Source organism: Bacillus sp. SH7-1 (genome assembly GCF_008042405.1).
Lineage (GTDB): Bacteria > Bacillota > Bacilli > Bacillales > Bacillaceae_G > Bacillus_A > Bacillus_A thuringiensis_N.
In genome coordinates this window covers 1-21824 of sequence record NZ_QNUD01000037.1, presented here as the reverse complement: position 1 = coordinate 21824, position 21824 = coordinate 1, and the positions used below count along the sequence as shown (strand labels likewise).

The window sequence follows — 21824 nt, the reverse complement described above, 5'->3', positions numbered from 1 at the left end:
AAATATAAGGTGGGGATTATTTCGTTATTAATACATGAGAATCGTTTTCATGTATAATAATGTAAGATTGGAGGAATTTTACTATGAGTTCATGGCTCTTATTCGCACTATTATCAGCAATTGCTGCTGCCCTTGTATCTATTTTCGGAAAGATTGGTTTGGATGGAATCGATGCCAACGTTGCTACGACAGTTCGTTCTATTATTATGGCATTATTTATGGTAGGCGTTATTATTATACAAGGTAAATTTCAAAATATTGGCGACGTACTGCTAAATAAAAAAGCACTGCTCTTTATCACATTAAGCGGAGTTGCAGGTGCTTCGTCATGGCTATTTTATTTTCTTGCCCTCAAAACAGGGAAAGTTTCACAAGTGGCCCCTGTCGATAAACTAAGCGTCGTATTTTCTATCATTCTCGCTATGATTATACTCGGCGAAAAGTTAAACTTTATGACTGGTATTGGTGTTGTCTTTATTACAGCTGGTGTACTATTTATTGCTTTCAGCTAAAAAAACCGCGATTAGCGGTTTTTCTTTTTCTTTATGTAAAACCATACAATACATGTAACAACTATTGAAATGGATAAAATCCATATTCCATAATGATGTAAACTATACTCAACGAAACGCCACTTCTCTCCTAACTTCCAGCCAAGTCCAATAAAAACACTGATCCAAATAAGCGCACCACCGTAAGCGTACAAACAAAAACGCCATAGTGTTAAATTCGACATCCCAGCAAAATATGCTGTTAAATGACGTACTCCCGGGATAAAGTAACCAATCATTAAAAGAAATGGGCCATATTTTTCAAATAAAATATGTGTTTTTTCAATGTGATGTTCTTTAATCCTAACTTTCGGCCCATATTTTTTTAAGACAGGGAGTCCAAGTTTCAAGCCTAATATATAGCTTAATGTAATGCCCAACATTGCACCAGCCATCCCACTTAAAAACGCAGCAGTTCCTGACATAACTCCTTTTGAAACGTTATAACCAACAAAAGTCAATAAAAACTCATCTGGTATCGGTAATCCAACAATCCCACCGGCCAAAGCTATAATAATTCCAAAATACCCATAATGTGCGATTAACTCGCCAATATGTTGTTCCATTCGGAAGACACATCCTATGCACAATCGTTATTCCACATTGTGCCCTTTCTATCTTTCAGACAAACATGGTATACATATTCACTATACATTGTTTTTATAATGAACTCTACTTCTATCCATTCCTTTAACAGGAAGAAAGTGAACCATTAATCGGTGAGGATTTGTTCATCCTCGCTCATTCTTAGTACACATCAATCGTGCGCCAAACTCCCGCCTCCTTCCCTTATATTCACCGCTTTTCGAAGCGCCAGTCTTACTATCCACAAATAACAGGATTAAAAAATAAAAATTCATATGCTTGTTTTTTTGTTACAATAAAGGAAAGTTACTTTTCGCAACGGTTTAACTCTCAGGAAAAATGATATACCTAGCAAATACATAGTTTGGTCGATATAATGCAACTTCTACCTATTAAAAGAACATGCACCCTTTACATACAACATCATTTTTCTAAATTATACAGGGGGAACGAACATGACCATTGAAAATCAATTTATCCAAAAGGTTTACTATAAAACATTTTTAACAGAAGAAACTTCTACTCCAGTATCGGAAGTACTCGGTGAAGCATATATAAATGAATCTACAAATGAATTCTCCAATATTTCTAATATCCGCTTTGCTCAAGGTGAATTTTATTACCAAAATAAAGACTTTGAAGCAGCGATATTTAAATGGGAGAAAGTAAATAACGAACTTTCACTTTGGGCAACCAAAAATATTGCAGATTCTTATTTTGAACTAGGCTTCTTACCAAAAGCAGAAGAAATTTATCAATCTATCCAAACGGAAGATACAACTCTTACAATGGAAGTTTCCTTACAACTTCTTTCTCTTTACATCGAACAAGATCGTTTAGGTCTCGCCTTTAAGACAATTAGTGAGGCTGTTGCATTTCAACCTGACTATCCAAACATTACTGCAATTGCTCGCTCATTCTATGAAAAACAAGAAGATTGGAATAACGCTATTGAACTTGCCGTTCAAGAAGGAATTCGAACAAAATCATTACACTGGTTCGATACTCTAATCCATTATGTGAATCAAGGATTTACGAAACAAAGTAAACCAGAATATTTCTATGAATCTTTAAAAGCTTTATATGCAATTGATCAAGTCCAATTTAAAGAACTTGTTATTGCTCTTTGGAACAGCTATCAAAATGAAAAATTACATCTACCTTGGATTCAAACAATAAATCATTTATTCTTACATATTGAGACAGACAACAATGACGATTGGCATGAAATTGTTGAACGCTATCAAGATACGTACTTTGAATTAATTACTGGTGAGCATTTCATGCATGAAATGCAGGGACTTGTACCCGATCTATTAACAAATTGGTTTAGTTTAACGAAAGCAAAAGATGCCCTATTTGTATCTGCTGCAGTATTAGCGTGGAATGAAGTTTCACCTACAACTTTAGAGTCATTACTCGTAAAAAGTGCGGGAGCCCTACTCTCTAATTCAACAGCTGAAACAAATGTAAATATGGAAACCGTTTCTCATTTATTCGAAACAATTGCTGTATGGGCTGAAAAAAACGATGTGGATTTAAGTCATCAATTTACGTTACTCGTTCATGAACTATGTGATTTAAATGTTACACAATTACTAATAGCGGGAACTAGTGACCATGATAAATCATCATTCATCAATTCAATATTAGGAGAGAACATCTTAACTGAGACTGTAACAACTCCTATTCTATTTAAAGATGATAGCCAAACTGAAATAACAGAATTCACCGCGTTAGATGTACACAATATACCGAACTTTGATAAATTCCATCAGATAATGGCTACACCTTCGGAGTCAGAACTTGAGAAAAAATGCATAGAAATTAAGTTACCAAGTAGATTTTTAAGAAAAAATAAATTTGCATTTCTTGTTACGCCATCTGTTCAAGGGCAAGTGGATAAAAACGGCCCATATTTTGAATACTTACAAGCAGCAGATAGCCTTATTTACGTATTAAATTCTGCTTCACCATTACATCGGGAAGAGCTTGATACATTACTTTATTTACGTGAACAAGTGCCAAATTTACAAATTCATTTCGTATTACACACAAATAATACGACCAATAATGAAAAGTTACTAAGTAAGATTAAAGTCCATTTCCCAAATGCACAGTTCTTCCCATACTCTCCTTCACAAGAGAGTAGCCAGCAACTTGGGGACGTGACAGAGTCTATTCTTTCTAATCTAGCTGGACGCGATATGGAACAAGAACGTATAGAAAAACTAATATGGTTTACTCAAAAAACAATCGCATACCTTGTAAATGAACGTGTGGAATTAGAAAATACATTAGTGAAATCAGTACGATGGAATAAACATATCTCAGTGAAACTAAATGGATTTATTAACAATCTTACTGCTCTTGAAAAAGATAAAATTCGTTCTATTACAGAATCTTATCTTTTAACGAAAGAAGAAATCACACGAGATATCCATTCTCAAATTCCCGAATTATTACAGAGCTGTTCTGACCTTGTTCAAGAAGATAGTGATTTCAAATTAGTTCATGAAGAATTAAATACTGCAATGAACGAACGAATTCAAAAACATGTACAGCAAGTGCTTCTTCCTAAATTTACTGGGTTTATTCAAGAGTGGATTGAAACAGCACATAATGAATTTATTCAAGCTCAATCTTATTTAGATGAAATGAGTGAAACGTTTAATAAATTATATAAAGAAGAACGCATGAAACTTCCTTGCGATTTCAAATTATTAGATGATTGGCATCGAGATGTTGTACGCATGACAAATAGAATTACAGTATCAAACATCAATATTTTATTACGCTTTACACCGACACAATTTTTCTTAAAGAGTGCGGGAAAACTATTTGGTAACATGCAAAAAAATCAATCTATGCTCGCAAACAAATATAAACAATATATTGAAACGGAAGATTATACGGAAATTGCTCAAATGATTTCAAAACAATTCTTCCTTCAATTTGAAGTATTTGAAGGCGCATTAGAACGAGATATCATGATGTTCTTTAAAGATCCACTTAGCATATTGAAACAAAATGTAGAAGCAGCTCAACTTGAAATAGAGGAAGACGAACAAACGTTAGCAACGTTAAGAAGCAACCCTGAAACTTATCACGATCCGTTAGCATTCTTTAAACTGCAACTATTGCAGCACAAATTCGTTTTAAGTACGAACAGAAAGAATAAAGACGTCTATGAATTTAATGAGTCTCCTACGATTTAACATAAAAAACCAAGCAAACTAAAATTTGCTTGGTTTTTTACTTTAATTCATTATTTTCATATGTTCAAATGGATAATAAATTGCCGCTAATTCTCCTAATACATCCGCTTTATCAATAAGTCCTAAACCATTTCTACTATCTCTGCTTATTAAGCGATTATCTCCCATAACAAAAATCTTATTTTTAGGAACTGTAATCGGTCCAAAGTCCTCTGTTAAATTCATCAGTTTTTTTTCAGCTTGTTTTTTATTACTATACAAATACGCTTCCTCTATCACTTTATGATTCACATATAATTGATCATTTCTCACCTCAATGACATCGCCAGGCAAACCAATAACCCTTTTCACATAAAAATTATCCGTCTTCACAACAATAATGTCTTCTCTCTCATAACTTTCAAATTGCTTTGCCAACTTATTAACAATCACCTTATCCCCATCTTGTAGCGTTGGCCTCATAGATGCTCCTTTTACAGTCGTAGGAAAAAACACAAAAATTTTCGCCAAAAATATCAATAAACATGCAATTGCAATTGTTCCAAAGAATTCGCGCCAACGTTTTTTCTTTTGCATCATTCCACCATCTCATCATCTTTTTACTTTTATTATAAGTACTTCAACTAATAAATTTCTATAAAATTCTGAATTATATAATCATAATATTACAAATTTAAAAATGAAAATACTGGCCAAATTAAACAAGCAAAAATTGGTTTTAGCTGGACTGTATTTTTCTTTGGTTTCTTCCCTGCTATATTCCGTGGAGATTGGAAATGGTTTTTAATTATTTTAATCGCTAGCATGTTTACATTCGGATTCTCTAACCTAGTATTCTGCTTTATTTACAACAAACTTTACATCAATGATTTATTAGCGCAAGGTTATAAAGCCGCTGATGAATACAGCCTTTCTGCTCTACAACAAAAAAATATAGTAGCATAATAGTAACGAAAAAAGATACTCCCCAAATAGTCTATCCACTATTTAGAGAGTATCTTTTTATAATCCCACATATACAATACACATTTGAGCCGCTACATATGTAAACCAAATCCAAAGTGGTTCATACTTTAATTTGCGCCCTCCAATATCTGTCACGCCTATAATAAAATCAGAAATCACAAATAGTAAACCACCAAAAGCTGGTATCCACCATATTCCTGTATTCTCGTAGTATAAGGCGAATGCAAAGCAAGCCATTCCTCCAACCCACAATCCGTAAATTAGAGCTCCTATCGTAAATAATTTATCTTGTTTATCATTTCGGATAAACAAGAACCACCCTATAATTAGAAAGAGTCCGTATACGAGTAAACCAATCCAAAAACCATTCCATGAAATGCCTGTTTGCAAAAATGCTTTTACATAAAAACAATGCGCAAGAGCGAAAGTAATCATCCCTCCAATTAATCTGTGACCAATTGGAATCAAACCTGCCATAAATAAATCTCCTACAGTTGATAATGTCATACCTAGTGCAACCCACGTACTATACTCCACTGATGGATCTTGTAACCATATCCAAATTGCACTTGCTGTTAAAGAAAAACTAAGAATAAGACGCACTGCTAAAGGTAACGGCATATTATTTCTTGTTTTTTTTGTCTGTCCTATTGCGTATATTGCACCAATTAAAAACAGAATGATTTGTCCAATTAACACCATATAAAGTAGATTCATAACATGTTCTCCTCAATAAATGCTTTTTGTATCTTTTTTCGTTGTACCTAGTCTATTATCCTTTTTCTATATAAAAAAAGAAGAACAGTACTGTTCTTCCATTGTAATCGTTTTCCTATTATCTATGCTACTTGTTTTTCTTGCTCCATTTTCTGCTTAGCTGGCGTCCGATTCACCACAATAATTCCCGCGGCTACACATGCTAAACCGAATAATACAAACGAATGAATTGCTTCTCCTAAAATCATGCTCGATAATAACACACCAAATACAGGTATAAAGAACATGTACATTGATACTTTTCCGACCTTGTTGTACTTCATAATTGTATTCCAAATGCAAAAGCCTGCTGCGGATAAGAAAGATAAATAGGTAAGCATAAGTATTGCATGTATACTAAATGTAAATGGCGTGATTCCCACTTGCAAAGCCCCTATACATAATAGCCCAATAGAACCAAAAATCATTTGGTATGCTGTCATATAGCCAATATCTAATGTTTTGCTACCTTCTTTCGCCAATATGTTTCCATATGAATACAACATTGCTGCACTAAGAAGTAATAAGCTACCGATTCCAAAATGGAATGACAAACTACCATCACTCGGTACATTTACTAAAATGACACCACAGAAACCGATAGAAACCCCAATTACTTTTCTCATATTAAGAGCATCATCTTTATATAAAAAATGCGCGAGTAAAATTTGAAAGAATGATGATGTTCCTGAAATAATAGCTCCTTCAATACCAGAACTATAGCTCATTCCAATATAAAAACATATATATTGAAGAAATGTTTGAAATAAACCAATCTGTACTAACTGCTTCCCCGTTCCTTTTTTGAAGCTCATATCTTTTCCTAACGCTTTAAAGAAGAATAAGAGCATGACTCCAGATAAAAAGAAACGATAACCAGCAAATAATATTTGCTCCCCAACTTCTTGTGGCTGAATTCCAAGCTCAGCATAACTTAATTTAATAAAAGGGAATGCGCTCCCCCATAAAAAAGTCGCTACTATCGCAGCAATAAACACGCCAATCGGATGGGTAAAAAATTTCTCTGTCTTCACTTGTTGTCTTCCTTTCCGATCTTTTTATGAACAATATTCATATATACCAAAGGAAATGTGAAAACACAAGTTTTCAGTTTATACGCAAACAAAAACATATCATCTAAAGAAAACATATGCTATACTATAGAATAATTACAACATAATAACTATTAAAATCAGATTCAACAGAAATGCTGCTATCCATTATGGATGGCAGCTTTCGTCGTTTTATAGGGCTTTCGATTTTGATTCTTTTTCTCAATAAGAATTTGGAAGGAGCGAGTAGTAATGAATTCAGAAGTAAAAACATTACAAGTACAAAAGTCTATTTCTCATCCCTCTTTATGGGATACATTAAAGAAACATTATGAACTTATATTTGCAATCGCATCTGGTATTTTCATTTTAGCTGGTTGGTTATTCACAAAGAACGATGCAACGAATGTAGGCATTACTTGCTATATCCTTGCTTATATAGTTGGTGGATATGCAAAAGCGAAAGAAGGTATTGAAGATACAATTGAAGAGAAAGAGCTAAATGTCGAAATGCTCATGCTCTTTGCTGCTATCGGTGCTGCAATCATCGGCTACTGGGCAGAAGGCGCTATTTTAATCTTTATCTTCGCACTAAGCGGTGCAATGGAATCTTATACATTAAGTAAAAGCCAAAAAGAAATTTCAGCGCTTCTTGATTTACAACCTGAAGAAGCATTACGTATTTCAAATGGAACCGAGGAACGTGTTCCTGTTGGACGATTACAAATTAACGACATTATTTTAATTAAGCCAGGTGAACGCGTTCCTGCTGATGGTACAATTCATAACGGTGAAACAAATATCGATGAGGCAGCAATTACTGGTGAACCTATTCCAAATGAAAAAAAACATGGCGATGAAGTATTTGCTGGTACGGTAAATTTACGCGGTGCTATCGAAGTTAAAATTACGAAGCCGAGCGATCAAACATTATTCCAAAAAATTATCCGTCTCGTCCAAAGTGCACAAAGCGAAAAATCACCGTCGCAACTATTCATCGAAAAGTTTGAAGGAACATATGTAAAAGGGGTACTACTCGTTGTTGCACTTATGATGTTCGTTCCTCACTTCTTACTCGACTGGAGCTGGAATGAAACATTTTATCGCGCTATGATCTTACTTGTAGTCGCATCTCCTTGTGCACTCGTTGCTGCCATTACACCAGCAACGTTATCTGCAATTTCTAACGGAGCAAGAAACGGCATTCTCTTTAAAGGTGGCATACATTTAGAACGCCTCGCTTCAGTAAAAGCCATCGCCTTTGATAAAACAGGGACATTAACACAAGGTAAACCTACCGTAACGGATGTATATGTTCGAGAAAATATAACAGAAAAAGAAGTACTTTCTATTACAGCAGCAATTGAAAGTCACTCTACACATCCTTTAGCTGAATCTATTGTGAAATATGCACAACATACGTATGACATTGCATTAAAAAAACCAGAAAACGTTGAGGATGTAACTGGTTTTGGACTAAAAGGAATCTTCGAAAACAAAGCTTATAAAATAGGTAAAGCTGATTTTATTGGTGAAGAAACAAAAGCTTTTCATAATGGTATTTCTGCCTCACTTGAAAAAGAAGGTAAAACTGTCGTTTATATTAGTGATGAGGATGGCATCCTTGGACTTATCGCTTTAAAAGATACGCTTCGCCAAGAAACAATAGCTGCTATTCGCGAATTACAAAGCATTGGTGTCGAAGCAATTATGATTACTGGAGATAATGAAGAAACAGCAAAAGCAATTGCCTCTGAAAGTAATATAAAGGAATATTACGCATCATGCTTGCCAGAAACAAAAGTTGAAACGATTAAAAAGCTAAAAGAAAAATACGGAACAGTAGCAATGGTCGGCGATGGTATAAATGATGCCCCTGCACTCGCTACCGCTAGCATTGGTGTAGCAATGGGTGAAGGAACAGACGTAGCTTTAGAAACTGCAGACGTTGTACTTATGAAGAACGAATTATCTCGCCTTTCCCAAGCAATCCTTTTATCAAAACGAATGAACCGTATTGTAAAACAAAACGTAATCTTTTCACTAGCTGTAATTGCCTTGCTGATTTGTTCAAACTTCTTGCAATTTTTAGCTCTTCCATTCGGTGTTATTGGGCATGAAGGAAGTACGATTCTTGTCATTTTGAATGGCTTACGATTATTAAAAGGAAACAAATAAAAACGGGTCCCTCATAGAGGACCCGTTTTTTTCTAATGGTAGCTATTATGCCCGTTCGCACTACTACTCGTTTTATGCTTTGGATGCGAACTGCTCTTTTGTTTATTGTTATTTTTATTGTTGTGGTTCTTTTTATTATTACTCATGAAATATCCCCCCTGTTCCCTATTATTATGGAACAAGAGATCACTTTTCATTACGGGAATTATTGTCACCCGTCCTATAATGATGGAGTAAACCATTAATTTCGCCGCCAAGTAAAATTACCCATCCAGTTAAATAAAACCATAACATTAAAATAATGATACCACCAAGACCACCATATGTATTGGCGTAATTTGCAAACTTATCTACATAATAAGCAAATGAGTACGATACCACAATCCATCCTACAGTAGCAAATACTGCTCCTGAAATGACTTCTCTTCTTTTTAACTTTCGATCTGGTGCAAATGTATATAAAAAACTAAACAATGCAAATAGCACGAAGAAACTCGCTACTAATCGTGTAATGCTCCACACGTAAGAAAAACTATCTGATAAACCAATTGCTTTAAACACCGCTGCCCCAATGACTTGTCCAAACACTGGAACAATTAGCGCAAACACAATCATGAAAATGATTGCTAATGTAAATACGATTGATAGCGCTCTTGTTTTAATAAAAGAACGTGTTTCTGTTATATCATACGCACGATTAAAAGCATTCATAACCGCGTTTACCCCGTTTGAAGCAAACCATAGCATCGATAATAAACCAAATGATAATAAACCACCATTTTGCTCATTTACAACTTTATCAACGTTTACTTCAATTAAGGACATTGCATCTTCAGGTACGTATGGTTCTAATAAATTGAGCACACTTTCTGTTTGAAGGTCAATGAATCCAAGAAGCGTAATTAAGAAAACAAGCCCAGGAAAAATCGCAAGCAAGAAGAAATAAGCGAGCTGTGCTGCCAAGCCCGCTACATCATCGCGCATCGTCCGGTCATATAAATCTTTACCAACCGAATAAGTACGATGTCTCTTCACCTTTTCTAAAATTTTTCTCATATATGTTTAAACGCTTTTCTTCTCTTCTTTATTTTGCTTTAACTCAATGTACGCTTCACTTTTTTTTTCCTCTACATTTGAGTCTTTCATAAATAATTCACGTGCTTCTTTCATACCACCATCTTCAGCAACTACTGGCTCTTCTTCTGCTTTCAGCTCATCTACTTTTGGAGATACAGCTTGAATTTCAATCGTTTCTGGCTTCTCTGCCGGCTCAACTTTTTTCTTACTAAAAATTTCTTTCGTTTCTTTTAACGTTTCTACAACCGACGGCGTCAATTTTTTAATTTCCGCTACTTTCGCTTTCACTACATTTAAATCAGCAAGTTCGCGTCCTTTATCTGTAACAGTTTGCACTTTTTCTTTGATTTTTGCATTTTCACCAATTTCAATCATCTTTGTTTTTGCTTTTTCTGCTGTATTTTTTACTTTTTCACGGTTTTCTTTCTTTAACATAGATACAGCTACACCTGCAGCTACACCAATCGCAATGTTTCGAGCAATATTATTTTTCTTTGCCATATTCCTTCACCCTTTCATTTCTTATGTTAGAAAGTATTTCTTTCTAAGCTTCCTCATATTCCTTGTTCATTTCGAATGAAAGCTAATAGCTTTACACACCCTTCTGTTACAAGGTCATATACTTCTTGGAAATTCCCTGTATAGTAAGGGTCGGGAACGTCTGTCCAGCCACCGTCTGGAACAAAATCGGACAGCCTACCAATATAGCCTCCAGTTTTACCTAAACTTTTTAAATCTGCTATATTCTTGTTGTCCATGGCAATAATATAATCAAACTTTGTTAAGTCTTCTTTTTCTACTTGCCTTGCTTTAATTCCTTCAAAAGTGACTGCATTTTCTTTTAAAATTTTTTGTGTTCCTTTATGTGGCGGATGACCAATATGCCAATCTCCAGTTCCCGCAGAATCAATGACAATTTTCTCTTCGAGTCCCTCTTTTACGACAAGATCTCGAAAAATCGCTTCTGCCATCGGAGAACGACAAATGTTCCCAAGACAAACAAACAATACTTGAACCATATTTTTGTTTCTTCCTTTCTTGGTGCATTTCTTTATATATACTTATAGTATAAACAACCAATTAGTGAATATAAAGGAAATCCCTACTAATTTAATAGGATTGAAAAGATTCGTTAACGAAAATGATAAAAAATGTTAAGATAGCCTTATGTTATTTTAAAGGGGGACACTTCGGTGGATTTATCCGTAAAGTCAGAAGAAAATGTTGAATATATGGTCGAAGCTATTAAAGAAAAATTACGTATGGTTAATGCTGGAGCGATGAGAGCTGCTAGCTTTAATGAAGAAATGTACGAAGACTTACGTGACATTTATGAGCATGTTATGAAACGTGAAACATTCAGCATTAGTGAGATGCAAGCTATTACAGAAGAATTAGGTACATTAATTAAAAAGTAAAAAAAGCCTCTCTTATATGAGGCTCTTTTTTATTTCCAACAAATTCATGACAACTCTTCTCTTTCCCTCAACCAACTGTAAAATATTGTACAATAGAAGTAGAACCTCACCTTAGATTTTTTCTCCATACATACTACTCACAAATAATAGCAACACTACCATTGCTAACTGTTTTTACTGGAGGTGCTTACTTATGAGCAATTGGTACAGTAAGACGAAAGACCAAACATTAATCGACCTAGAAACAAATGAACAACACGGTTTAACAGAAGAAATCGTAAATGAACGTTTAAAGCAATACGGTTCTAATGAATTAGCTACAAAACAAAAACGCACTTTATGGCAGCGCATTTTCGCCCAAATTAATGACGTCCTCGTATATGTCCTTATTATTGCAGCCCTTATTTCTGCCTTTGTAGGTGAATGGGCTGATGCAAGTATTATTGCACTTGTTGTAGTTTTAAATGCTGTTATCGGTGTCGTCCAAGAATCGAAAGCAGAACAAGCTTTAGAAGCACTAAAAAAAATGGCAACACCTAAAGCCATCGTAAAACGTGGCGGTGAGCTAAAAGAAATTCCGTCCGAACAAGTCGTTCCAGGTGATATTGTCATGCTGGATGCGGGACGTTATATCCCATGTGATTTGCGACTAATCGAGACCGCAAATTTAAAAGTTGAAGAATCTGCTCTAACTGGTGAGTCTGTCCCTGTTGATAAAGATGCAATCTACCACCCTTCTATGCAAAGTGATGAGCAAGTACCATTAGGTGATCAAAAAAATATGGCCTTTATGTCTACTCTTGTTACATACGGACGAGGTGTCGGTGTTGCCGTTGAAACTGGAATGAACTCACAAATTGGTAAGATTGCTACCCTTTTACATGAAGCAGACGATGATATGACACCACTTCAAAAAAGCTTAGCACAAGTCGGAAAGTATTTAGGCTTTGTCGCTGTTGCTATTTGTATCGTTATGTTTCTCATCGGTTTTTTACAAGGCCGGGATACGTTAGAAATGTTTATGACTGCTATTAGTTTAGCTGTTGCAGCTATTCCAGAAGGCTTGCCAGCTATCGTTTCCATCGTTCTTGCAATTGGTGTGCAGCGTATGATTAAACAAAATGTTATTATTCGTAAACTACCAGCTGTCGAAGCTCTCGGTTCTGTCACAATTATTTGTTCAGATAAAACAGGTACATTAACACAAAATAAAATGACCGTTACTCACTTTTATAGTGATAACACATACGATCGCTTAGAAAGTTTAAATGTAAATAATGATGCGCAGCGTCTATTGTTAGAAAATATGGTGCTATGTAATGATGCGTCTTACAACAACGAATCACAAACCGGAGATCCTACTGAAATTGCTCTTCTCGTTGCGGGAAGCTCTTTTAACATTCAAAAGGACGATTTAGAAAATAAGCATAAACGTGTTAACGAAATACCTTTCGATTCAGATCGTAAAATGATGTCAACAGTGCATACATATGATGAAAGCTACTACAGTATGACAAAAGGCGCCATTGATAAACTTTTACCTCACTGTACCCATATTTTTAAAAACGGCAAAATCGAGGTTTTAACTGATTCTGACACAAATCAAATATTAGAAGCCGCCGGGGCAATGTCTCAAGAAGCTTTAAGAGTACTTTCATTCGCATTTAAACAATACAACTCAAGCGATGTGGATATAGAGCATCTTGAAGAAAACCTCATCTTTATCGGTCTTGTCGGTATGATTGATCCACCGCGTATAGAAGTAAAAGATTCTATTACAGAATGTAAAAAAGCCGGTATCCGTACAGTTATGATTACTGGTGATCATAAAGATACCGCCTTTGCAATTGCCAAAGAACTTGGTATTACGGAAAAAGAATCTGAAGTTATGATTGGAACTGATTTAGATAACATTTCAGATGCAGAATTAGCAAATAAAATTAATCATTTAAATGTCTTTGCTAGAGTCTCTCCAGAACATAAAGTGAAGATTGTAACAGCTTTACGTGCGAAAGGAAATATCGTTTCTATGACTGGTGATGGTGTCAATGATGCTCCATCTTTAAAGCAAGCAGATGTTGGCGTAGCGATGGGCATTACAGGAACAGATGTTGCAAAAGGGGCAGCGGATGTAGTGTTAACAGATGATAATTTCTCATCTATCGTGAAAGCTGTTGAGGAAGGTAGAAATATTTATCGTAACATAAAAAAATCAATTCTCTTCCTACTCTCTTGTAACTTTGGAGAAATTATTGCTTTATTTTTAGCGATTTTACTTGGCTGGGCGACACCATTACGCCCAATCCATATTTTGTGGGTCAATTTAATTACTGACACACTTCCTGCACTATCACTTGGCGTTGATCCTGAAGATTCAGATGTGATGAAAGAAAAGCCACGCCGTGCGAAAGAAAGCCTATTTAGCGGTAGCGTCCCTTTTCTTATTTTCAATGGCGCTCTAATTGGACTTTTAACGCTAGCAGCCTTTATCGTTGGGGCAAAATTCTATACTGGAGATACAAATTTATTCCCTCTTTTCCCAGAACGAATTGATGAAGATGCTCTATTACATGCTCAAACAATGGCATTTGTTGTTCTTAGTTTCTCTCAGCTCGTTCATTCATTTAACTTGCGTTCAAGAACGAAATCGATTTTTTCAATTGGGATCTTTACAAATAAATATTTAGTCTTCTCCCTTCTTATCGGTGTTCTTATGCAAGTTTGTATCATCTCCATCCCGTCCCTTGCAAATATATTCGGTGTGCATGCATTAACGATGCGAGATTGGGGATTTGTTCTTTTATTAAGTATCATTCCACTTGTTGTGAATGAAATCATTAAATTAGCGAAGAAAAACTAAAAGGCAATGAGGACTATTCCTCATTGCCTTTTCATTTATCCTTGTAATTCTTTTTTAATGTTCTCTGTTAATGTAGCCATACGTTTGCGGCTTTCTTCACGCTCACGTTTATTTTGTTCTTCAATTTGTTGTGTTTCTTGCATGCCTCTTGAAATAATGTTCCAAGTTTCCTCAAGTGTTTCCATCTTAATACTAGAAGAACCTGATAATCTTGCTACTTCCACACTTTGCGTTGCGATGTTCTGTGCATTTTTCTTAAGTAATTCATTTGTACGGCGATCCAGTTCAGCCATAGAATCTGCCACAAGCTTTTGACGCTTCGCATTTACCGCCTGAATGATACCATTTTTAAAGATAGGAATCGTTGTAATAAATGCGGTATTGATTTTACCAATTAATTTATTATTACCACGTTGAATCATACGAATTTGTGGCGCTGTAAGTAGTGCAACCATACGCGCTTTTTCTAAATCATCAATACGCTGTTCTAAAATTTCAACAGAGTTTTTAAGTGATTCTAATTCAATACCTGCTATTTGATCATTATTACGTACGCGCTCTTCATACATTGGAACTAACTCTGTATTTAAACGCTCTAATAACATTTCTCCTGCTACTACATACTTTTCTAAGTCTAAGTAATATTTTAAGTTTTGCTCATATAAACCATCTAACGTACCAATTGATTTTTTCATTTCATCTTGATACTTCGTAATTTCCACATACACTTTATCAATTTCACGGCCCATCGTTTGATACTTACTAAAGATTTGTTCAATCATTTTATCCGCTTTTTTGAACATACGTGAGAAGAAACCACTTTTCTCTTCTGCAAAGTCTTTGCTATCAAACCTGTCCATAATCTTACCAAGTTGTTTTAATAATTCACCTGAATCTTCTATTTTTGATAATGACATTGTATGTAAAATTTGATCAGCAAAACGTGAAATTTCCATAGAAGGTTCTTTTCCAAGTTCAATTAATTCTAACTGATCTTTAATATCTACCGCATTATAAATACGTTGTACATCCGCATCTTGTCTAAGTTGTAAGCGAACATCTTGTGCTGTTTGCTCATTTAATTCTGTTTTCGAATCTAGTACGACTGGGTTATTCATATGGTATTCTCCCTTTCCTTATAAAAATGGACGAAATAGTCCTTTTATTGTTTGTGATAAATTTTTATAGGCTGATGAACCATGAAACTCAAGATCGAAATTAACTTCTTCAAGCCAATGTGAATCAAATGCTCCTGCTTCAATATACGGTTCAATATCGTTTCTTCCCGTTGGGTTGAAATGGAATACATCTACTCCAATTTGATTTAAAAATAGTAATAAAACAGCATCAGAGCGAGTTAATTCTCCACTCTTCTCATTATTAAATATAACAATTTTCGGTACATCTTGTGAATAATCAAATTTCTCAAGCTGTTCTAAAATATTCGGTGGTATTTGAGAGAGTTGTGCGAAAACATATAGCGCTACATCTTGTTTCGTTTCTTTCGCAATTGGTTTACACATTTCACTTTCACACGTATGGATAATCGCCTCTGCAATCCCATGTTGTAAACCTTCCGGTAAACGCTTATGTGGCCACCAATGGCTATTCATAATTAGATCTGGATGTAATTTCCCCCCGCGGTCTAATGCATCTCGATAATGATATTGGAAATTTGCTTTTTGTTCTTTCGTAAACGGGAATGTATTAATTAATACACTGTTATCAAATGATGTAACCGCCTTTAATCGTTGAAAATATTCTTTATCATTCTTTGAAACACCTGATATTTTCGCAAATAAAGAAGGAATATAAATATGTTTATTTTCAACAAAGAATGTCGGGCGTACAAACGCCTTTTCCTTCGTAATTAAAAAGAGTTCATCGTATGTTGTTTTTAAGGTACGAGCTACAGGCGTATAGGAACGGAATTGCCACGGCTTGTATAATAGTGAATTATCATGGTGAAGTACTTGTTCAATTTCTTTTGAAGCTTGATATGCTACTGTTGCCACACGCTCGCGGCGGCGATCTGGAAATGGTTCAAGAGAAATGCGACCCGGATGAGACACAATAAAAGTTCTTCCCTCTTCATCAACATTCTCAAATCCATCTTTTCCTTCTGGATGATAATAAAGTACATCGCAGCCGAGCATAATAAGAAAGTATAAGAAATATATACGGCTTTCCTGTGCATCACCGTACCAAACGATACGCGGCATTTGTTTCTTATAATTAATCGTAGAAAACCACTTCGCTACGTAATTTTCGCTTAATTTAATTATGTCGATTAAGAAACGACGGAAGCCTTCTGTCTTTAACGACTGATTATGTTGTTTCTCATATAATTTCAATACTGAAATAAACGTCGTATGTATATAATGCTGTAAATCAGGATTGTCTACTTTCGGTAAAAGTTGTTTCCCAGATAAGTGCGCCACTAGCCTATTTACTGTCAAACCATTTGGTGCTTCTTGATGTAATCCGAACACTTCTTGAATATGACGAAGTTTTTCCGAATCAATCACTTTGTTTAAATTTTGTTCGTGTAAAACTTCGATTCCTTTCGCCTCACTATAATCAAATAGGTCATTAAAATATTCATCTACATCATTAGGAACGCCAAGGATTCGACATGCTATATAACTAAATTTCATCTCATTCTCTGTCAGCTCATATTGTGGACGTTTTTCTAAAAGTGTTTCAAATTGCTTTAAATCTGATTCATCTTGTAATGCATATGGTTGAAGTGTAAAACGTGAAAACACAACAGTTCACCTCCAAAAACATTTACGTTTTTTCTAAGTCCTTCTTCTATTATAAACTATTTTTGGTTATAAAAAATGGGCGCTCGTAAAACGAGCAAACCCATTTCAATTATTTATGATTATTTTTAGTAGCTGCAACTTCTTCTTTAGCTTGTCCAGAATTCTTCATGTAGTGAAGTATAAATGTTGCTCCAAATGCTACAACTAAAATAATAAAGAACAATGTATGACTTACTTCAATATGAATAACAGAGAGTAACATTTTTGCTGCAATAATTAAGATTAAAATATATGCTGTCGTTTCAAGTTCTGGAATACGCTCTAACAATTTTAAGAATACACCAGCGATACCGCGCATCATTAAAATACCAAGCATTCCACCTAATAATAGAATCCAAACTTCATTTGATACACCAAATGCAGCAAGTACGCTATCTACAGAGAACGCGATATCCATTAATTCAACCATCGCAACTGTTCCCCAGAAGACACCAAACATTCTGAAGAGAATACTATTTTGGTTCATACCATGAGCTTCCTCTTCTTCTGCATTACCTTTTCTTTTATCAATGAAGTATTTAACTGAAAGCCAAGCTAAGTAAAGTGCACCTAACACTTTTACCCATGCTAACTTAATTAAGAACATTCCAATTCCAATTGCAATAAATCGGAATACATAGGCTCCAATAAGTCCATAGAATAATGCTTTTTTACGTTTTTCTTCCGGAAGGTGTTTTACCATTACTGCTAATACAAGTGCGTTATCAGCAGATAATAATCCTTCAAGTACAACAAGTGTACCAATTAATCCCCAAGATACTGGATCCTGCAACACTTTAATCCACATGTCCAAGTCGAAAAACTGAGCATACGTATCAAGGATTCCTTGCAAAATACTCATCTTACCTTTATCCCCTATTCTTTGCTAGATTTATAGAAAGGTCAAAAAAAGGAAACGAATATCGTTTCCTTTCTTATGCATCCAAGCCATACGCTCTTACAAGCGCACCTAAGCCACCTTGGAATCCACTTCCTACTGCATTAAACTTCCACTGTCCATTATGACGGTATAATTCACAAAAGACAACTGCTGTTTCGATGGAGAAGTCTTCCCCTAAATCAAAACGAAGAACTTCTTCGTTTGTTTCTTCATTTGCTAAACGAACGAACGCATTTCCTACTTGTCCAAAGTTTTGATTACGGCCTTCTCCATCATAAATTGTAACTGTAATAGCAATTTTATGAACATCTGCTGGAACCTTTTTCAAATCTACAACAAGTTGTTCATCATCCCCGTCGCCTTCACCTGTACGGTTATCTCCTGTATGTAAAACAGATCCACAGGGAGACTGTAAATTGTTATAGAAGATAAAATCAGTTTCTTTCGTACATTTTCCGTTCGCATCTAATAAAAAAGCAGATGCATCTAAATCGAAATCTGATCCACCATCATAAGATTTAATATCCCAACCAAGACCGATTACTGCTTTTGTTAAACCAGGGCTTGTCTTACCTAAATCAATCTTCTGCCCTTTTTGCAATTGAATTACCATTTATATTCACCTCTATATTTTAATATTTAAAAATATATCCATCAGTAAACATCTGTTTCACCGATGGATATATAAAGTGAAACTTTAATCAGCCCTCACCAATCAGGCTTTTGCGGGCAGTTGATCCCCACCTAACTTCTTTGCTCTCGCTAAATTTTGAGGTGGGGGTCTACTGCCCGGCGAATAGCCGGGCAAATCTATTACTCTACATCTAAACCGAAATTATTACATAGAGACGCTAATCCACCTTGGAATCCACTTCCGATTGCATTGAACTTCCAGTCGCCTGCATGACGGTATAATTCACCTACTACAACAGCTGTTTCAATAGAGAAATCTTCTCCTAAATCGTAACGAATTAATTCTGCATTCTTTTCTTCATCTAAAATACGTACGAAAGAGTTAGAGACTTGTCCGAAGTTTTGGCTACGGCCTTCTCCGTCATAAATTGTAATTGTGAAGCAAATACGTTCGATATGTGCAGGTACATTTTTCAAATCTACTTTAATCGCTTCGTCATCACCTTCACCGTCACCAGTTCGGTTATCTCCTAAATGCTCTACAGCACCATTCGCACCTTTAGGGTTATTATAGAAAACGAAATCCTCTGCACCTGAAACTTTACCGTTAGCACCTACTAAGAAAATACTAACATCTAAATCGAAATCGTTTTGTCCGTCATAACGATTCGTATCCCAACCAAGTCCTACAAGAACTTTTGAAAGACCCGGATTCGTTTTTGTTAAGTCTACCTTTTGTCCTTTTTTCAATGAAATTGATGCCATATTCAATTCCTCCTCGGTTTATTTTATTGATAACGTGATACAATCTCACTTAAGTTTTTATCTTGTGTGCCTTCTCCAACAGCTGAAAACTTCCATTCACTTCCGTGGCGATACATTTCACCTGCGATTAGAGTCGTTTTGCCAGCATAATTATCCGATAAATTATAGCGCGCTAATTCTTCGCCAGTTTGCGGGTTTTGAATACGAATATATGCATTACGAATCATCCCGAAATCTTGACGACGATTTACACAGTCATAAATATTTACAACGAATACTAAACGATTAATACGGCTCGGAACTTTATGTAATTCTACGAAAATTGTTTCGTCATCACCAGCACCTTCACCTGTTAAATTATCTCCTGAATGAATAATACTACCACAAGTAGAAAGCTTGTTTCCGAAGTAAACTAAATCGTTTTTGTTTACAAAACGATCCCCTTCTAACATAACAACAGATGCATCACAATCTACATTTGGTTTACTTCCAAATAATGAAGACAGAAACCCACCTGATTGCCCAATTGGATCCCAGCCTAAGCCAACCTGTAGTTTTGCTACTTTTGGTTGTCCTTTCGTTAAATCAATCTTTTGACCTTTTTCTAAAATAATAGGCATGAAGTTTCTTCCTTTCTACAAAGCATTTTCCAAGACGGAAAATATTGTATTCTTCCCTTATATTGTAGCATTATTTACCTAGTGATAAAAAGGATAAATTCTCAGTTATATGAAAACATTCATATAATTTACTTATAATGATGTAAGAAGTGGTAAATAGAACCAATCATTCCTGCACAATTACCGTTTTGTGCAAGTTCAATCTCACAATTACTATAAATCTCTTTGTGTAAATATTTTTCTACCTCTTCTTTTACTTCTTTTAAGAACTTATTTCCTCTATCAGTAATTCCGCCACCTATAACAATCATTTCTGGATTAAAACTATAAGCAAGATTACTAATTCCAATAGCTAAATGTTTAAAGAAAACTTCGACAGCTTGCGCAACTCCCCTATCGCCTTTATCATACAATTCGAAAATTGTTTTTCCATTCCAATCACTTTCACCTTTATATTTTCGTACAAGATGAATTAACCCTGAAATGGAAGCAACCTCTTCAAACGTTTTACCTTCTATTAACATATTTCCCCATTCACCAGCACTAAATGAATGTCCTCGGTACAACTCTCCATCTATAAAAATTGCTCCTCCAATACCGGTTCCAAGAGTAAGCATAATAAAATTTCTTTTTCCGTTTCCAATACCCTTCCATGTCTCTCCCAAAGCTGCACAATTCACATCATTTTCAACGGACACAGGAACTTGTAATACCTCTTGCAATCTATCAATAATAGGAATAGTCGCGTAGTTCGGAATATGCTCCACTCCTCCTGTTACAACCCCTTTATAAATATTAACAATTCCCGCAGTACTAATGCCAATTCCCGAAATCGTATGTTCATTCATTAATTTTTTGGATAGAAGAATAAGTTTTTGAATGATTTGTTCCCCACCCAAATGAATTTCTGTTGAAACTTTTTTATGCTTTAATACCGTCCCTGTTTCTGAAACAATTCCATATTTAATTTGCGTACCACCAATATCAAATGCAATATATTCTTTCATCTGCTGTCACTTCCTCTACTGTAATGAGTGTAAAATCCCCACCACTCTACTATTATAAAGAATTTACACTAACTCTTTTCTCTCTTTAGAAATACACCACCTTTTTCTATATATAGTTTTTTTTGCATAAAACTCTTTTTCCTATGAAATATTACAAAGGGATGTATTTTAGATGGAATATTAATTTTTCAGGAGGAAATCCATGACGAAAATCTTTATTTTAGCATCAACACTTTCTTTATCTTTTTTTAGTGGGTTAAATATCGGTAATGCAGCAACGGAAAACTTCTCTCCAGTAACAAACGCGATTGTACAAAATAACGATCATTTAGCAGAAGGTAACTCAAAAGATAATAATAAACCACCAGGAAACAGTGGTTCTCAGGACGATAGTGGTTCTGGTGGCAATGGCTCTGGCGGCAACGGTTCT

Annotated in this window: 20 protein-coding genes and 1 pseudogene; 7 read left to right on the top strand and 14 right to left on the bottom strand. The window is 35.2% G+C overall.

Annotation, left to right across the window (positions count from 1 at the left end; genetic code table 11):
- Window positions 1–83 precede the first annotated feature (83 nt).
- The gene (locus DN390_RS24595) at window positions 84–512 is read left to right on the top strand and encodes an EamA family transporter (protein ID WP_000100306.1); all 429 of its coding nucleotides are present in this window, start codon (window positions 84–86) and stop codon (window positions 510–512) included.
- 11 nt (window positions 513–523) lie between these two features.
- Here the strand turns inward: DN390_RS24595 and DN390_RS24590 are convergent, their stop codons facing one another.
- Window positions 524–1117 carry a DedA family protein gene (locus DN390_RS24590; protein WP_097949149.1) on the bottom strand — a complete coding sequence of 198 codons (594 nt, stop codon included), beginning with the start codon at window positions 1115–1117 and terminating at the stop codon, window positions 524–526.
- Between the two features lie 474 nt (window positions 1118–1591).
- Between DN390_RS24590 and DN390_RS24585 the strand changes: the two genes are divergently transcribed.
- Window positions 1592–4354: a tetratricopeptide repeat protein gene (locus DN390_RS24585; RefSeq protein WP_147808735.1), complete on the top strand. Its 2763-nt coding sequence runs from the start codon at window positions 1592–1594 to the stop codon at window positions 4352–4354.
- A gap of 42 nt (window positions 4355–4396) precedes the next feature.
- Here the strand turns inward: DN390_RS24585 and lepB are convergent, their stop codons facing one another.
- Window positions 4397–4933, bottom strand: a complete 537-nt coding sequence (gene lepB / locus DN390_RS24580; protein ID WP_060629408.1) for a signal peptidase I — start codon at window positions 4931–4933, stop codon at window positions 4397–4399.
- A gap of 117 nt (window positions 4934–5050) precedes the next feature.
- Here lepB and DN390_RS24575 point away from each other — a divergent pair, with 117 nt between their 5' ends.
- The gene (locus tag DN390_RS24575) at window positions 5051–5299 is read left to right on the top strand and encodes a hypothetical protein (RefSeq protein WP_147808747.1); all 249 of its coding nucleotides are present in this window, start codon (window positions 5051–5053) and stop codon (window positions 5297–5299) included.
- Between the two features lie 57 nt (window positions 5300–5356).
- Here the strand turns inward: DN390_RS24575 and DN390_RS24570 are convergent, their stop codons facing one another.
- Together DN390_RS24570 and DN390_RS24565 are read right to left on the bottom strand one after the other, a co-directional pair.
- Window positions 5357–6037: a lysoplasmalogenase gene (locus DN390_RS24570; RefSeq protein WP_147808734.1), complete on the bottom strand. Its 681-nt coding sequence runs from the start codon at window positions 6035–6037 to the stop codon at window positions 5357–5359.
- Window positions 6038–6159: 122 nt separating this feature from the next.
- A complete protein-coding gene (locus DN390_RS24565) occupies window positions 6160–7110 on the bottom strand; it encodes a DMT family transporter (protein ID WP_060629406.1) in 951 nt (316 codons plus the stop codon).
- Between the two features lie 270 nt (window positions 7111–7380).
- Here DN390_RS24565 and DN390_RS24560 point away from each other — a divergent pair, with 270 nt between their 5' ends.
- The gene (locus tag DN390_RS24560; RefSeq protein WP_147808733.1) at window positions 7381–9306 is read left to right on the top strand and encodes a heavy metal translocating P-type ATPase; all 1926 of its coding nucleotides are present in this window, start codon (window positions 7381–7383) and stop codon (window positions 9304–9306) included.
- A gap of 186 nt (window positions 9307–9492) precedes the next feature.
- On the opposite strand, the gene DN390_RS24555 is transcribed toward DN390_RS24560, so the two are convergent.
- Genes DN390_RS24555 through DN390_RS24545 form a run of 3 tightly spaced genes read right to left on the bottom strand, consistent with a single transcriptional unit; the run spans window position 9493 to window position 11402 of the window.
- Complete coding sequence (locus DN390_RS24555) at window positions 9493–10362, bottom strand: YihY/virulence factor BrkB family protein (protein WP_147808732.1); 870 nt, start codon at window positions 10360–10362, stop codon at window positions 9493–9495.
- A 6-nt stretch (window positions 10363–10368) separates the two neighbouring features.
- Window positions 10369–10884 carry a DUF4075 domain-containing protein gene (locus DN390_RS24550; protein WP_060629403.1) on the bottom strand — a complete coding sequence of 172 codons (516 nt, stop codon included), beginning with the start codon at window positions 10882–10884 and terminating at the stop codon, window positions 10369–10371.
- 53 nt (window positions 10885–10937) lie between these two features.
- The gene (locus DN390_RS24545) at window positions 10938–11402 is read right to left on the bottom strand and encodes a low molecular weight protein-tyrosine-phosphatase (protein WP_060629402.1); all 465 of its coding nucleotides are present in this window, start codon (window positions 11400–11402) and stop codon (window positions 10938–10940) included.
- A 174-nt stretch (window positions 11403–11576) separates the two neighbouring features.
- Here DN390_RS24545 and DN390_RS24540 point away from each other — a divergent pair, with 174 nt between their 5' ends.
- On the top strand, window positions 11577–11801 hold the full coding sequence (locus tag DN390_RS24540) for a DUF1128 domain-containing protein (protein WP_000366197.1): 225 nt from the start codon (window positions 11577–11579) through the stop codon (window positions 11799–11801).
- A gap of 193 nt (window positions 11802–11994) precedes the next feature.
- A complete protein-coding gene (locus DN390_RS24535) occupies window positions 11995–14661 on the top strand; it encodes a cation-translocating P-type ATPase (RefSeq protein ID WP_147808731.1) in 2667 nt (888 codons plus the stop codon).
- A 35-nt stretch (window positions 14662–14696) separates the two neighbouring features.
- On the opposite strand, the gene DN390_RS24530 is transcribed toward DN390_RS24535, so the two are convergent.
- The 7 genes from DN390_RS24530 to DN390_RS24500 form a co-directional block, all read right to left on the bottom strand.
- The gene (locus DN390_RS24530) at window positions 14697–15779 is read right to left on the bottom strand and encodes a toxic anion resistance protein (protein WP_060629400.1); all 1083 of its coding nucleotides are present in this window, start codon (window positions 15777–15779) and stop codon (window positions 14697–14699) included.
- An 18-nt stretch (window positions 15780–15797) separates the two neighbouring features.
- Window positions 15798–17429 (bottom strand): YceG family protein, encoded by a 1632-nt coding sequence (locus tag DN390_RS24525; protein ID WP_147808730.1) that lies wholly within the window; start codon window positions 17427–17429, stop codon window positions 15798–15800.
- Window positions 17430–17538: 109 nt separating this feature from the next.
- The gene (locus DN390_RS24520; protein ID WP_042515766.1) at window positions 17539–18330 is read right to left on the bottom strand and encodes a TerC family protein; all 792 of its coding nucleotides are present in this window, start codon (window positions 18328–18330) and stop codon (window positions 17539–17541) included.
- A gap of 73 nt (window positions 18331–18403) precedes the next feature.
- Window positions 18404–18982, bottom strand: a complete 579-nt coding sequence (locus DN390_RS24515; protein WP_000236647.1) for a TerD family protein — start codon at window positions 18980–18982, stop codon at window positions 18404–18406.
- A 200-nt stretch (window positions 18983–19182) separates the two neighbouring features.
- Complete coding sequence (locus DN390_RS24510) at window positions 19183–19767, bottom strand: TerD family protein (protein WP_000146724.1); 585 nt, start codon at window positions 19765–19767, stop codon at window positions 19183–19185.
- A 23-nt stretch (window positions 19768–19790) separates the two neighbouring features.
- Complete coding sequence (locus DN390_RS24505) at window positions 19791–20387, bottom strand: TerD family protein (RefSeq protein ID WP_001974780.1); 597 nt, start codon at window positions 20385–20387, stop codon at window positions 19791–19793.
- A 128-nt stretch (window positions 20388–20515) separates the two neighbouring features.
- Complete coding sequence (locus DN390_RS24500) at window positions 20516–21394, bottom strand: ROK family protein (RefSeq protein ID WP_147808729.1); 879 nt, start codon at window positions 21392–21394, stop codon at window positions 20516–20518.
- Window positions 21395–21596: 202 nt separating this feature from the next.
- On the opposite strand from DN390_RS24500, the pseudogene DN390_RS24495 reads away from it, so the two are divergent.
- A pseudogene (locus DN390_RS24495) lies at window positions 21597–21824 on the top strand (cell wall anchor protein); the annotation flags it as partial.